The sequence below is a fragment of the Flavobacterium sp. JAS genome (assembly GCF_020991455.1).
Taxonomy (GTDB): Bacteria; Bacteroidota; Bacteroidia; order Flavobacteriales; family Flavobacteriaceae; genus Flavobacterium.
On record NZ_JAJMOX010000021.1, the window covers coordinates 17,642 to 32,240 of the forward strand.

The 14,599-nt window shown below is 34.1% G+C and carries 14 protein-coding genes; 5 read left to right on the forward strand and 9 right to left on the reverse strand.

Annotated elements, in window-relative coordinates:
• The first annotated feature begins 51 nt into the window (after window positions 1-51).
• The 4 genes from LPB88_RS22890 (at window position 52) to LPB88_RS22905 (ending at window position 4,264) form a co-directional block, all read left to right on the forward strand.
• Window positions 52-1,470 carry a TolC family protein gene (locus LPB88_RS22890; protein WP_230717982.1) on the forward strand — a complete coding sequence of 473 codons (1,419 nt, stop codon included), beginning with the start codon at window positions 52-54 and terminating at the stop codon, window positions 1,468-1,470.
• A gap of 290 nt (window positions 1,471-1,760) precedes the next feature.
• Window positions 1,761-2,570, forward strand: coding sequence for a phospholipase A (locus tag LPB88_RS22895; RefSeq protein WP_230717983.1), 810 nt, complete (start codon window positions 1,761-1,763; stop codon window positions 2,568-2,570).
• A 156-nt stretch (window positions 2,571-2,726) separates the two neighbouring features.
• Window positions 2,727-3,317 carry a TetR/AcrR family transcriptional regulator gene (locus LPB88_RS22900; RefSeq protein ID WP_230717984.1) on the forward strand — a complete coding sequence of 197 codons (591 nt, stop codon included), beginning with the start codon at window positions 2,727-2,729 and terminating at the stop codon, window positions 3,315-3,317.
• A 77-nt stretch (window positions 3,318-3,394) separates the two neighbouring features.
• Window positions 3,395-4,264: a universal stress protein gene (locus LPB88_RS22905; protein ID WP_230717985.1), complete on the forward strand. Its 870-nt coding sequence runs from the start codon at window positions 3,395-3,397 to the stop codon at window positions 4,262-4,264.
• A gap of 625 nt (window positions 4,265-4,889) precedes the next feature.
• Here the strand turns inward: LPB88_RS22905 and LPB88_RS22910 are convergent.
• The 6 genes from LPB88_RS22910 to LPB88_RS22930 all read right to left on the reverse strand — a co-directional run bounded on the left by LPB88_RS22910 (window position 4,890) and on the right by LPB88_RS22930 (window position 11,274).
• Window positions 4,890-7,082 (reverse strand): alpha-galactosidase, encoded by a 2,193-nt coding sequence (locus LPB88_RS22910; RefSeq protein ID WP_230717986.1) that lies wholly within the window; start codon window positions 7,080-7,082, stop codon window positions 4,890-4,892.
• Window positions 7,083-8,487: 1,405 nt separating this feature from the next.
• Complete coding sequence (locus LPB88_RS22915) at window positions 8,488-8,910, reverse strand: DUF417 family protein (protein ID WP_230717987.1); 423 nt, start codon at window positions 8,908-8,910, stop codon at window positions 8,488-8,490.
• A 138-nt stretch (window positions 8,911-9,048) separates the two neighbouring features.
• Window positions 9,049-9,645 (reverse strand): peroxiredoxin-like family protein, encoded by a 597-nt coding sequence (locus tag LPB88_RS22920; protein WP_230717988.1) that lies wholly within the window; start codon window positions 9,643-9,645, stop codon window positions 9,049-9,051.
• Between the two features lie 82 nt (window positions 9,646-9,727).
• A complete protein-coding gene (locus LPB88_RS22925; RefSeq protein WP_230717989.1) occupies window positions 9,728-10,414 on the reverse strand; it encodes a Crp/Fnr family transcriptional regulator in 687 nt (228 codons plus the stop codon).
• A gap of 328 nt (window positions 10,415-10,742) precedes the next feature.
• A complete protein-coding gene (locus LPB88_RS23920) occupies window positions 10,743-10,922 on the reverse strand; it encodes a winged helix-turn-helix transcriptional regulator (protein WP_370635907.1) in 180 nt (59 codons plus the stop codon).
• A gap of 46 nt (window positions 10,923-10,968) precedes the next feature.
• Window positions 10,969-11,274 (reverse strand): helix-turn-helix domain-containing protein, encoded by a 306-nt coding sequence (locus tag LPB88_RS22930; RefSeq protein ID WP_230717990.1) that lies wholly within the window; start codon window positions 11,272-11,274, stop codon window positions 10,969-10,971.
• 149 nt (window positions 11,275-11,423) lie between these two features.
• Here LPB88_RS22930 and LPB88_RS22935 point away from each other — a divergent pair, with 149 nt between their 5' ends.
• Window positions 11,424-12,056 carry an NAD(P)H-dependent oxidoreductase gene (locus LPB88_RS22935; RefSeq protein WP_230717991.1) on the forward strand — a complete coding sequence of 211 codons (633 nt, stop codon included), beginning with the start codon at window positions 11,424-11,426 and terminating at the stop codon, window positions 12,054-12,056.
• A gap of 582 nt (window positions 12,057-12,638) precedes the next feature.
• Here LPB88_RS22935 and LPB88_RS22940 read toward each other — a convergent pair.
• The 3 genes from LPB88_RS22940 to LPB88_RS22950 are packed head-to-tail and all read right to left on the reverse strand — an operon-like array spanning window position 12,639 to window position 14,339.
• On the reverse strand, window positions 12,639-12,986 hold the full coding sequence (locus tag LPB88_RS22940; protein WP_230717992.1) for a helix-turn-helix domain-containing protein: 348 nt from the start codon (window positions 12,984-12,986) through the stop codon (window positions 12,639-12,641).
• 14 nt (window positions 12,987-13,000) lie between these two features.
• Window positions 13,001-14,020 carry an LLM class flavin-dependent oxidoreductase gene (locus LPB88_RS22945; RefSeq protein ID WP_370635911.1) on the reverse strand — a complete coding sequence of 340 codons (1,020 nt, stop codon included), beginning with the start codon at window positions 14,018-14,020 and terminating at the stop codon, window positions 13,001-13,003.
• Window positions 14,007-14,339, reverse strand: a complete 333-nt coding sequence (locus LPB88_RS22950) for an LLM class flavin-dependent oxidoreductase (protein WP_230717994.1) — start codon at window positions 14,337-14,339, stop codon at window positions 14,007-14,009. Before LPB88_RS22950 ends, LPB88_RS22945 begins: the two co-directional genes overlap by 14 nt.
• Window positions 14,340-14,599 lie beyond the last annotated feature (260 nt).

Below are 14,599 nucleotides of genomic sequence, written 5' to 3' on the forward strand. Positions count from 1 at the left end.
TCTTGATAACAGAAAAGATACTTGTACAGAAATTTAATGACAACATATAAAATGAAAAAGTATATAACCAAAATCGTGATGATCGCCATTTTGATCACCACTATAATATCCTGTAAGGTTTCCAAGGATATTGAAACTCCAAAAGATGCATTTCCTGAAAATTTCAGGAGTGCATCGGTTTCAAAAGATACAACGAGTATTGGAGATTTGGAGTGGAAAAATTTCTTTACAGAAAAAGATATTATTCAATTGATCGATAGTGCAGTTGTCCGAAACAATGATTTGCAAATTGCTCAGAAAAACATCGAAATCGCACAATACAGATTCACACAATCAAAATGGGGAAATGTTCCGCAGGTTAATTTATCTGTAAGTGCCAGTACCAGTAATCCCTCTGACAATAGTTTTACAGGAAAGAATTTAGGCCAGGCATTAGGTCAAAATTACATTAATGATTACTCTGCCGGAGCTACACTTTCCTGGGAAGCGGACATTTGGGGAAAAATCCGCAATCAGAAAAAAGGCGCTTTTGCCGGATACCTTCAGTCAGAAGAAGTAAAAAAAGCATTGCAGACTACAATAGTTGCTAATGTTTCTAAAGGATATTACAATCTTTTGATGTTAGATGCGCAATTAGAAATTGCCAAACAGAACTATAAATTAAATGATAGTACAACAAATATTATCAAATTAAAATATGATGCTGGACAGGTAACTTCATTAGCGATTCAACAATCAGAAGCACAGAAATTAAACGCTGCGCAATTGATTCCGTTATTAGAACAAAACATTGCCATTCAGGAAAATGCTTTGAGTGTACTCACAGGGTCTTTTCCAAATTCAAAAACCAGAAGTGTTCGTTTGAGTACTATTGATGTCAAAAACAATAAAGCAGTCGGAATACCGTCTTCATTAGTAAGCAGAAGACCCGATGTTAAAAGCGCTGAATTAGCCCTTAAAATTGCCAATGCAAACGTAGGAATCACAAAAGCTGATTTATATCCAGCCCTTAGAATTACCGCTGAAGGCGGCGTAAATTCATTTGAAACCAACAATTGGTTCAATCTTCCCGCTTCATTGTTCGGGACTGTTGCCGGAGGTCTGACCCAACCATTACTGAACAATAAAAAGCTAAGAACACAATACAATATTTCCCTTGCCGAAAGAGAAAAAGCGGTTTTAAGTTTTAGACAATCTGTTTTGGTAGCCGTTAGTGAAGTTTCGGATGCTTTGGTAAAAGTAGAAAAACTGCAACAGCAGGAATCCTTTTTACAACAACGTGTACAAACCTTGCAGCAAGCCATTAAAAATGCCAATTTGTTATTCAAAAATGGTATGGCTGAATACCTTGAAGTGCTAACTGCGCAATCCAATTTATTGCAAAGCCAGTTAGAACTTGCAGACATAAAAAGAGCGCAACGTTCTGCCAGTACCGAGTTGTATCGTGCACTAGGCGGAGGTTGGAAATAATACCCATTAATTAATTATTTATTTTTTTTAAGTTGAAGACGCTGTGAGACTTTTAGTTTCATGGCGTTTTTTATAACCGTGCAATGCCCCCCCTGATCAACCCTTGCTGCCTTTAACTATTTGTACCTATGACAAAAAAACCATACGTGATGGACCGCATCACCTGGAGATGGTCTTAGTAACTATCAAATGAATTCGAACTTTGATCAAATAAGCGTGAATTAGACTCACATTGACCATAATCAGGCCTTTTTACCTGCTTCATTACTGATCTATATTTATTTTATTATATGAAACTTATCTGCATTTATACACTATTATTAACTTCTTTTTTGGGATATGCCCAATTTCCAGTTGAAAGAGATTCTATAGAAAAAATTATAACGAAGCTACCTGCTTTTTCAATCTATAAAGATAATTATTTTGTTACTGGCATAAATTTAGCAGAACGTCCAACAAGGAACACAATAGATGCCAAATTTCAGCTTAGCTTCAAGCACCGCTTATCTAATAAACCTTCAATTTTAGGTGCTTATCCTTATCTTACTTACACACAAAAATCTTTCTGGAAAGTATATAAAGCCTCTAGTCCCTTCGAAGAAAGTAATTATAATCCCGGATTAATGCTATTGAAACCTGTATTTCGGGAAAACCAATTTTTCGGTGTGCTAACATTTGCAATAGAACATGAATCTAATGGTCGTGACAGTATTTATTCCCGAAGTTTAAATACAGTATCTATAGAGTTTACAAGATTTTTTTCTCCCCAATTAATTGTAAGCGTAAAAGCATGGGTGCCTTTTTTGATTGATAATAATCCGTCTTTACCAAAATATATAGGTTATGGCGAAGCACATCTACAATGGGCCGTAAACAAAGACAGGTTGTTTTTTGATTTAACAGTAAGAAAAGGTGCTGACTGGGATTTTAAAGGAAGTATTAATACAGGAATCAGTTATCGATTAACAAAAAAAGCCAATCAGCTCATTACACTCCAGTGGTGGCAGGGCTACAGCGAGAGTCTTATCGATTTTAAATCCGAACGGGGAATGCTTCGTGTGGGATTTGTATTCAAGCCCACTCTTTACAGGTTTTACTAATCAGTGCTTTATAAAACCGCAAATACATCAATCCAGGCTATGAATTAACTTTTTATTAAAGAATTGTATAAACAACTTCGTTTTAGACTGACAATTAGCCTTGCCTTAATATCACATTATCTTTAGCTCTAAACTAAAATTTTAATACTTGAAGTTTTGAAAAGCAAATCACATGACATAATAAGCACCGCTTCAATGCTTTTTGCCAAAAATGGAATTAAGAAAACATCTATAGACCTGATCTGCCATCATTGTGGTATTTCTAAAAAAACATTCTACCAGTATTTCACGGACAAAGAAACTATTGTATATGATATTGTAAAAATGGCACTGCTAAATACAGAAAACCATATTGATAAACTCAAAAGTATAACACCTGACGCACCAACTCAGCTTATAAGTTTTTTTAATTTCATGCAGCGTAATACTACTGTATTTACGCCGATTTTCAGAAAAGACCTTGTGAAGTTTTATCCAAAAATACATCAATTGATTCTGGAATCAAAAACCAAAAAATGCCTCCCCTTTTTTATTCAAAACCTCAAGCAGGGCATTTTTGAAGGTTATTACAGGAAATCTCTTGACCCCGACATAACCGCAGCGCTTTACTTTAGACAATTAGATTTTGCTCTTGAAGACCAAATAATGTTATCGGATAGGTTTAAGTTTTTATCCTATATAAACAGGTTTTTTTTACATGGAATTCTCAGCCGAATCGGGCCAGAAATACTGCTTTCCCCGCCTTAGGAGCAATGTTTTGAACCATGGAGAAATAATCGCTTTAGAGTTAATACGATAGCAACATTTAATCTAACTTTTTTTTTATGACTTTATCCCGTTCAATAATTGCCGCTACCAATTTTTCTGGTAAGGCAAATAATGCAATTAGCTACGCTGCCGGATTCGCAAAAGCTACCGGTGCAAAACTTATTCTTTTTAATTCCTTTTCAATATCCATACATAGTGCAAATTCCAGAATCTCCGCCGAAGCAATACAGAAAGAGCTTGATGCGGCATCGCTGAGGCTCGAAACAATTGGCAGGGAACTGTCCCATTTGTTTGCCATTGAGGTAGATTGTTTCTGCAGTTATTCCTTTTTGGAAGAGCAGCTTCTTGCCTTAATTCACGATACCAACGCAGAACTTGTTATAATGGGAATGGCAGATTGCTCACTCCAACAGGATTTAATGGGTAATGCCACAACATCAATAATAAAGAATGTAAATATTCCAGTTTTGGCAGTTCCGATAAATGCCCGTTTTGTAAACTTAAAAAAAATACTTTTTGCTTTAGATCGTGAGGGTTTGTCTCCTATTCAAAGTTTAGGATGGTTTGCCCAGAAAGTAGAAGCACTAAAAACAGAAGTGGAAATTTTTGATCTTAATCAAAGGCTGCCAGAACTAATAAAGGAACAATACCTATTAGGTGTAGAGAATAAAAAATCAGATATGGCAATTAAGTTGGTTTACAAAAATATTCAATCAAATACAGTAATTAGGGAAATTAAACAGGAAATTGAAAATTACAATGCTGATCTTTTAGTAATTACCCCTCAAAAATATGGCTTTTGGGATTCTGTGATGCATATCATTAAAACCCGCATTATGGCTTCGGAGCTTGAGATACCTTTATTATCCCTCCCAAATTTTCAAACTGGTCCAGAAAAATATAAAGTATTAGAAAAATATAAATAATTTAAAATGAATGCAACTATCTATGAAAGCTGTGGGCGGATTTGGCCTTCATCGGTTCTAAATAATGAAACCACTTGCCAGACAGTAGATACAAGTGAAGACTGGATTGAAAAAGAACCGTAATAAAAGATAGGCATGGTCGATTGTGATAAGATATATCTGAACAATATTTTTAATTGCCTCTAAAATAATTTTAATCAAACAAAAACACATTTTTAGTTCTAAATAAAATCATCCTTACATCTTTTATTTACCCTATAAAAAAGTATTAATTAAATAAACATACTTTATTAAAATATTCTCAAGTAAAAACAATTGATTATAATTAATGTAGATAATTTCATAAAAATCCTTAACAAACCGATTAGGTAGTTGCATACTTACCGTACAAAGTGAAAGCTTCACCAAAATTATAATTAAGACTACGTAGCCTCGTAAAAATAACTTTCTAATTTATTATAAAGCCCTACGAGAACAATCACTGATAATAAAACTCGTTGGTTCATTTTAATTATTTTTTATTTGGCCTAAATATTGCAAATTTTTAGTTTTTCATTGTGTTTTTTCAACAATTAATCATTCGTACCAATCAGCTTATTTTCTGATTTAACAAATAAAAAACAACTTAATTCACAACCTTCACCCGCAAGATCACACTGGTTCTTTTGGCATTAGCTTCAGGATTAAAACCAACCTTCATCAGGAAATCTCCCGAATAAATCTTGGAGCTATCAATGGGTGACTGTGTTCCGGGATAAAGATTTACTTCTTCAATTCTATATTGTTTTTTTGGGTCGAGTCCCTGCATTTTAATAGGCAATCCAATTGTGGTATTGAATGTAGTGGCTACATAATAGTTGAACACAATTGCCTCCTCTTGATTCTCCTTTACATAAGCCATTGACGCTACTTTTTCCTCATGTGGATTTTGCAGCCTGTATTGATCGCCATGCCAAATGATATCTTTAATTCCATTATACAGCTTCACTGCATTTTGCGCATACAATAAATCATTAGCATCTAATTCATTTACACGAATGTCGAAACCCAGCTTGCCCATCATGGCAACATCTGTTCTAAACTTGATGGGTTGTTTACCCATATCCGTTACATGATTATCCACAGCAATAGAAGGGAAATAATACGAATATTCCCATTGCATAAATATTCTATCGAACGGATTGGTATTATCACTTGGCCAAAACTCTGTGAAGTACTGCAGCGCAGCATAATCAACTCTTGAGCCACCACCTGCACAAAGCATCATGGGTATTTTTTGATATTTGGCTCTTACTCTTTCCAATACTTTGTTTAAACCACGAACATATTCAATATAAAAGTGATCCTGGTTTTTTAAGAATGGTGAGTGGGCATTGTAGATAAGCGAATTACAATCCCATTTGATGAACGCCAATTCAGGCACTTCTTTGAACAATTGCTCCACAGTGTTGTACACAAAATCCTGAACCGCTGGATTAGTAAGATCAAGCACAAGTTGGTTGCGCATATAAAATTCTTTTACACCCGGTTGCCTGATGATCCAGTCAGGATTTTTTTCATACAATTCGCTTTTAGGATTCACCATTTCGGGTTCTATCCATATACCAAACTTTACGCCATGGGCAGTAGCTTCCTTCCCTATGGAGCTGATACCATTCTTGAGTTTTTGTTTATTATACTGCCAGTCACCCAGTCCTGCTGAGGCGCCGTTACGAGGATATTTATTACCGAACCACCCGTCGTCTAACAGAAAAACATCCACTCCTAGTTTCTTTGTATCTTTAGTGAGCTCGTTCAGCTTTTCGTCATTGAAGTCGAAATAAGTAGTTTCCCAATTGTTTAATATGGTTTGGCGTTGGCCACTGCCTTGCGCCAATTGATAGGTTCTGGCCCAGCGTTGCAGATTACGGCTGGCCCTGCCTTTACCTTCATCAGAATACGTGTAAACAAAACGTGGTGTGGTGAACTTCTCAGATGATTTTAATGTGTAGTTTGATGAAAAATTATTGATGCCTGCTGTTACCCGCAAATAGTATTCATCAAAGGTTTCAAAATCAATTTTAAAGTTACCAGACCATTCCAATGAACCGGCAATTACTTCACCTTCTGTTTCCTCTGCTGGCTTGTTGATGGATATCATAAAAGAGGATGAATGCAAAAGGTTGCTGCGTGTACCAAGCTTTGAATCGAGTGTGCGGATACCGTGCAGTAACTGCTGTTCTTCCGAGAGCATCTCCCGGCCCCAACCACTGTAATGATTTTTAAGGAAAAACTTTTTCCCCTGAAGCGTAAGGTTGGCAGAAGCATATTTATTCAACACAACATTACCCTTTTCCTTATGTTCTATTTCAGACCATTGCTCAATTACATCTTCTTTATAATAGGCCTTGTAAAATAAGGTAACCTGGAATTTGTACCTAGTATCTTTCAACACAATAGTGGTCAACGTCTGGTTATCATCAATTTTTTTTACTTCGTGACTCACATACTGCAACACTGCTGATTTATTCCCATCGCTGTGGGTTACAGACAAGGCAGGCTCCATCAGGTTAAGCGAGCCCGATGCCACATAAGCTTCCCGCTTGTTAAACAAATCATCATTACCCACCTTAAACTTATCCAGCGAATTGATGACAGCATATTCATCTGTATTTTTAAGTTTTTTCCCAAGGTAGGTAGCCAATAATGAGCTGTCTTTGTCTGTTTGCAGTACAAGAGCTGTATTTTCAGTTGATACCGTAATTACTTCCTGACTAGTAGCCTTCCCGATAAAAAGTATCATCACCACGAAACAGGTTTTAAAAAGTTTTGAATGCATTTTATGTGGATTTTATATTAATAAGTCGGGAAACTTTGATATTGAAATCAGCTTTTCCCATGGTCTTTCTATTTATATTTATTTGTGCTGTTTGGTTTGATAAAAAAACTGTTCCAAATTTCTTTTCTGCATGCATTTATCTTTCTTTTTATTTTATGCTTAAAAGGCAAAAGAAAAAGCTAATACAATAGATTACTAGCTAGTAATGGTTCTCTGGCATCTGTCGGGCACAAATCTATTATTAGTACTTAAAGTGCATTATGCTACTAAGGAACAAAATGATTTAAACGTAGTAATCCCAGAATTAATCATCTTTTCCTTTCCCAGCATGTATACAACACCTCTATTCCACATAACTTTCGCCTGGCAGATTCATTTTTTTTTAACCCCAATCCATTTAAAGTTCCCCACTTGATAAAACGATAATCTTATTCGACAATGTTCTTTGCAGCAGTCATCCGGATCACTATTTTAGAAAATGAACATTGATTATAAATTCTGATAGCGCCGATATTTGATCCGCTTTTTGTCAATGTTTCTGATTTCTGATTTGTAATTATTACCAATTGCTTTAATTTAAAGATCGGCATATTTAAAACAGGCATTGCACCAACTATTAATAAAAAATTTATACTCATATAGATCAGAAATGTATCCAAATCAAGTTTAGAAGTAGCATGACGTAGTAAAATATATAAACACCATAATCCCAGATAAAATGCTGGTAGGTTTAAATATAGTCGAACAGACCCTATAGTTATTGCTATAAGGGTAAAGATAATAAAAATAAGGAAAAGCAGACAAAGTGCATAATAGGAATCGAATACGGGATTGAAAAACCAATTAATATTCAAAAGACTTTCTACAATTATCATTAGAAGGATAATTTCAAATATGCTATCTAAACTCTTTATATATTTTATCATTTAATCCTTATGTTTTTTCTTGTGAGGGCGTATTTTAAAGAAAACGAAGGTATAAACGAATGTAAAACAAAGCTTTTAATTTTGATTAGAAATCTTTCAATTTTACATAAAATTAGAAACAATAAACAGACAGTAAAATTTTAATACCGGACCTGCAGTATTATCACAACTGGTTTATGAAGAGCTAAGTGGTGATTTTATAAATTTAATCCGTTAGTGAATTCTTCAATATTAAAAACACTTAAATATTTTTATTTTGAAGAAAATACGCAACATGCATTGTCTTATTTCAATCTTTCACAAGTAATTTAAATTTATGCAATAGAGGAAATTCGAAATCACAAACACCTCATACAATTTATACAAAGCTGAAGACAGCAATTATCCGCTCAAATGGAAATTTCATGAACAAAAATTATGTACGGTAAATAACTAATAACCGTAATATTTTGTCTAATTTACGTCCATTAATACTATTTTTAGCCTCTACTTTTTGAAAAAACCATTATCGAAATTGCCAAGTACGGAATATCTTTTAAGATGAAAAAATCTGTTATAGGAAAACCTTCAACCATCTTAAAAACTTCTGGAGTAGTAATCAAAAAACTCAAAGTTGTAACAAATATAACTCCCGATGCAAAACCAGCATACATTCCGACTTTTTTATAAAAAAAAGAAAGTAGTAAACCTATTCCAGTTAGAACTTCAAAAGTTCCTATAATATTAGAAACTGTTTGTACAGACATTACTTTATACATCCAACCCATTGCAAAATGGTTTTCGACTAAATCTTTTATAGCACTCGCTTCTATGGCTGTAAATTTAAAAAGCCCTACCCAAATCAAAATAATTACCGTCCCTATGACGCCAATTCCGTATGCAATTTGATTTAAATTCATCATAATATTAATTTTTATTTTATAATATTCAAAACAACACCTTCTTTTGTTGGTAATTGTCAGTTACTTGACATAAAAGAAAGAATCAATCAATTACTGTCAATTGTCTACGAAATTTAATACCAGCCTTTTTATCTTTTTTTATTTTAAATTTTTTAATACTGAAACAAGTAATTCCGCTGTTATCCGTTGTTTAAAATCAGGAGAAACATATTCAAAAAGTATCACGCTCTCAGTATTTAAAACAAAAACGGACGGCACTGGTAAAAAACTAGTATTGATCCCTTTAGAATGTACTTTAATTACCGTTTCGTACTTTTGCGGAGCTTCAAAAGCAATTCCCACTGCTTTTATGAGTTCTCCTTTTGAATCAGAAAGCAAGGTGTATTTTAAGTTGTCTTTTTCTTCAGTAATTTTCAAATTTTCAGCAGAATCAGGACTTACAGCAATAATTTGATACCCTAAATCCAGAATTTGTTTTTCGGACTCAGCCAGCGCCTGCAAATGAATATTGCAAAACGGACACCACCCCCCGCGATAAAAAACCAGAACTGTCTTTTTCTTTTTAAACAAATCTGAAATTTGTACATCTGTATTTTCAGACGATTTTAAAGTAATATTTGGAATCTTCTCTCCTATTAATAACGGAGCAATATCATTCTCAGATTTAGGAATCTCATTCTGGGCATTAGCAACCCATGTGAGGGTTACTACAAACATAAAAAGTAACTTTTTCATAGTGTATGGTTTTACATCTTTTTAGATGATGCAAAATTATTGTATTATGAAAAAGCAAAATGTCGGCTAATTTACATTTAGACTAAAATAATTGCAATTTAGTAATATCGCTAATGATAATTTCTTTTCTATTATAGCTTAAAAGATGATTCGCCTCCATTTCATTCAATAATTGCGCAGCAGTTTGTCTGGAAGTACAAATGACTTGGGCAATATCATTTTGGGTCAAATAATTTTCAATTACCACTGTATTTCCGTTTTGAATTCCCTCCTGCTCTGCCCAATCTTTCAGGAACTGATACAATCTGGTTTTGGCATCTTTTGAAATTAAATTGGCATAACTATTCTTGATACGCTTCATTTTCAAACCCACAAATTTCGTGTATGAGAGTGCCAATGTCGGATTTCTTAACAGCAAATTTTCAAAATCAGAAATTAAAAAACTGCAAATGGCAACATCATCTGAAAGAGCTTTTGCGCATTCTTCGACTTTATTATCCGCTTCTAAAGCCAATTCGCCGAATAAATCTCCTTTTTTTATAATGTCTTTTATAGTTTCATTGCCTTTATCATCAATAGTAACAATCTTAATATTGCCCTTTTTAAGTAAAAAAACCCGGGGCAAGTCCGAAGATGAAAAATAAATAATTTCGCCTTTTGATGCTTTTTTAAAACCTGTAATAACGCACAATTGCTTGATTTGTGAAGAGCTTAGTGTTCTAAATAATTTATGATCACGTAAGTACCAATATTTCAAATCTTCGTGCATAATTAATAATTCTTTACGTAAATATAGCCAAAACAAAAAATAATAATTTTCATCTTTAGACTATTTCTTTTATTTTTTAATGAATGTTCTTAAATATAAAGTTATGGTAAACATTTATTATTATTTTTTGCAAGACCCTAACATCCAGCAAGATCAAGATACAACGGATTTAGGTTCGAAACTTTTTTAACACTATACTTGTTTAATCTCAAAAAAATTCTCGCAGTGGTTTAATCCCTAATCTTTCATTGCATATATTATATAATTGGCTTTAATGTATCCGCATAAGGTTCCAAGATGTAAGATATTTTTATAGTATATGAATCAATTACGACGCTTTTAATTTGTTGATGTTGTCCGAGTTCCTTAAGTCTCTAGATAGAACTTTGGAAGTTAATCCAGAAATGCTCTCTTGAATTTCAGTAAAACGGCTGTTATCTATACTTACTAAAATTATGATAGACAATTTCCATTTTCCATCAATTACTTCCAGAGTTTCCCGTAACACTCACAGTATACTTTATTTTAGCACTCCCGCCATTTTGAGTTGAGTATTACTTTCCTATAATTTGTTTACGATGCTCAAGACCCCACATAGCTAGGTTTTTTATAACTATTTTTAAATTTTGACCATAATCGGTAAGTTCATATTCTACAGTTACTGGCCGAGTATCTAACACTGTCCGCTTAACAAGCTGATTTAATTCCATTTCTTTTAGCTCTCTACTCAGCATTTTACCTGATATACCTCTTACATCTTTTAAAAGGTCAGAATATCTTTTCTTATTAAAGCAAAGTGCAGCTACAATTGAAATTTTCCATTTGCCATTAAGAACATCCATAGCATCATGTACTGCCATAATTGTTTTTTTACAATCGTAATTATCATATTTTCTTGTCGTCATGTCTCAGTTGGTTACCTAAATGTTACTGTTACTTTTTATCAATAAGTGACAAATGTAAACAAATAAAATCGAATTTTGCAGTTCAATAATCTTAAATAAAAAATATGAATTTGTTAGAGAACTTAAAATGGCGCTACGCCACAAAAAAAATGAATGGAAATATAGTGCCACAAGAAAAACTAGACTATATCTTAGAAGCAACTCGACTAACTCCTTCATCATCTGGATTACAACCTTATCAATTATTTGTAATTAGTAATCGAGAAATACTAGAAAAGATAAGATCATTTGGATGGAATCAAAGTCAAATTACGGACTGTTCGCATTTAATAGTTTTTGCCGCCTGGGACGGCTATTCACTTAAAAGAATGAATAAGGTTTGGGACAGAACAATTGCAGAAAGAGGGTTGCCGGCTAATGCTATGGATGACTACAAAAAGACAGTTTGGGGTATGTATGAGCCCCTCAGCAACGAATGGCATAGTAACCATTCAGCCCATCAGGCTTACATAGCGTTGGGATTGGCAATGGTTGCCGCTGCGGAACAAAAAGTGGATGCAACACCAATGGAAGGCTTTATACCTGCTGAAATGGATAAGTTATTAGAACTAACTGAAAAGGGATTAAAAAGTGTCGTAATGCTGCCTATCGGGTATAGGGAAGAAGAAAACGATTGGCTCGTTAATCTTAAGAAAGTAAGGACTCCTAGAGAGGCGTTTATTACAGAGATTAAATAATATTTAACTATAAACCATCATCTAAATTTACCTAATTTAGTCAGTGAGACTATAATTTGGCTCGAGAATTACCTACTTAGGATAGCATATTACAAAAGCCTTTCAGTAAAAACAAGGTTACTGAAAGGCTTTTCTCTGAAATTAGGATAAAAGGTACTTCCCATACGAGGTATCTCAAAACGGGCAAAAAATTACTATTCCAATGGTCTCACATTATTTTGGTACAAAAAAGAGACTACTAGAATACTACTGTTGATTTCCGTTATATTGAAATCCGTTCTTTATGCATTTTCCATTACAAAAACTATATTTTATTTTTATGAGCTAATTTGATTCACTAAGACACAACTAAAGCGTTTTTTACGCTTTTTAAAAGCAAAAAAAAGAAGAGATAACCAGCTTCTTTTTATGAATCAGAATTTATAATTTTATAACCTAATCTTTTCAAGTTAATTATATCGTTGTTTTATAAAAAAAATCTGAAACACTTACCTATAGTATCTTTATCCATATTCTTAAACGAGTAAATAAATGAAAGATGTAACCTCTTTAATAGCTTATTTGTCAGGAAAACAAAAGAACTCATCTCTCGGTAACTTTTTTTCTGTGATTTATACCCCAATCCTTAAGCGCATAGATTATTGGCATCAATGTATCTGCATAAGGTTCCAATCCATAGATGATCCTAATTGGATAGTCATCAATAACTGTTCGTGATATCAATTTATGCTGCTCAAGCTCCTTAAGCTCTTTGGCTATTACTTTCGGTGTAATTCCAGAAATGCTTTTCTGGATATCCGTAAAGCGGCTATTTCCAAACCCTATAGAAATAATGATTGGTAACTTCCATTTGCCGTTAATCACATCAAGTGTATCCCTAACCGGTTTTATAGTATTTAAGCAGTCGAAGTACATATTGTTGTGTGCCATAATATTTTATCTTTTTAATTAAAAAGCTCTTTGTTAATCTCCTGCATTACCTCAGCAAAAAGTACTGTGGATTTTATACGATCCCCGATGTCAAAAATAATAGAAACTATCATAAGTTCATCTACCTTTGTCTCTTCCAGAAAGGATTTTACTTGCTTTTTAACCTTTACTTTATCTCCAATAAATGAAAACTTTAACATCTGGTGTACATTTGAATATTCAAAAATAGTCTTCAGTTCCTCTGTCATCTCTGTTGCTGGTTGTAGAGGTTGATTGTCTCCAATTAGCTTACCATAGTACATACGAATCAGTGAGGTAAATAATCTTTCCGCTTCCTCATCAGAATCGGCTACAATTACATTTATCCCGGCTATTGTATAAGGTTGATCTAAAACTGCGGAAGATTGAAATTCTTGCTCATAAATGTTCAGTGCATTATGTAAATGTGTTGGAGCAAAATGACTTGCAAATGCATAGGGCAACCCTTTTGCTGCTGCCAGATGTGCGCTTTCTGTACTTGATCCTAAAATATACAAGGGAACATCGGTACCTTCAGCAATAGCAACTCTTACTGGTGAAGTTCTGTTATCTTTTGAAAAGTAATTTTCAATTTTGCTCACCTCAGTTGGAAAGGATTGGACAGCCCGCATAAAATCAGACCGTATGGCCTGAGCTGTTGCCGTATCCGTACCTGCAGCCCTGCCCAACCCCAGATCAATACGTTCTGGATAAAGGTGCGCCAATGTACCGAACTGTTCAGCAATAATCAGTGGTGAATGATTTGGTAGCATGATACCACCTGAACCTACACGGATATGGGTTGTGTTTTCAGCTACATACCCGATAAGGATAGAAGTAGCGGTACTACCTACTGAATCTAAATTATGGTGCTCAGCAAACCAATATCGATGATAGTTATTCGCTTCTGCAACTTTTGCCAACTTGAGCGAATTGTTTAATGTTTCTTTAAAAGTGTTACCCTGCGATACAAATGCAGGTTCTAATACCGAATAAGCTATTTTATTTTTCATTATTGACTAAATTTTTCTGGGAATAAGACGACGAAGCCGTGAATGAAAGCCCAATTTGATTTGTCGCCATAGCAATGGCAGACATTAGAGTTGAACCATCGAACATGCGGAGATAATACGGGATATCATCCGGGCCAACATGGCTTTTATCTACTAAAAACAAGGTCTCGAATTTTGCGTCCTGGGCAAACTTGGCCTGTTGTATATAAAAATCAATGTTCTCACTGGCATCAGATGGCATTTCCCGATGCCGCCATGATGAGCGGTTCAATCCCTTACCAACGATAAGTACTCCTAGTTTTAATTTTCTATTTTTATCCATTATTGCGTTATTATCATATGTAAGAAAATCTTATTTTAAATAATAACAAAGTTATCGCAAACCTACTTACAATATGATAGCACTTTCCCAAAGGAAAGTGTTAATTCGCAAAAAAAGGACTTTCCTTTAAGAAAGACATATGCAAAAGAAAGCAAAAGCAATACACTGGAAAAATCAGTTTAATTGACCATTATATGTTAAAATGGAATGACCTCCTAAATTCGGTTCTAAATTTTATTGTCTATTTCGTAGAACTTCAT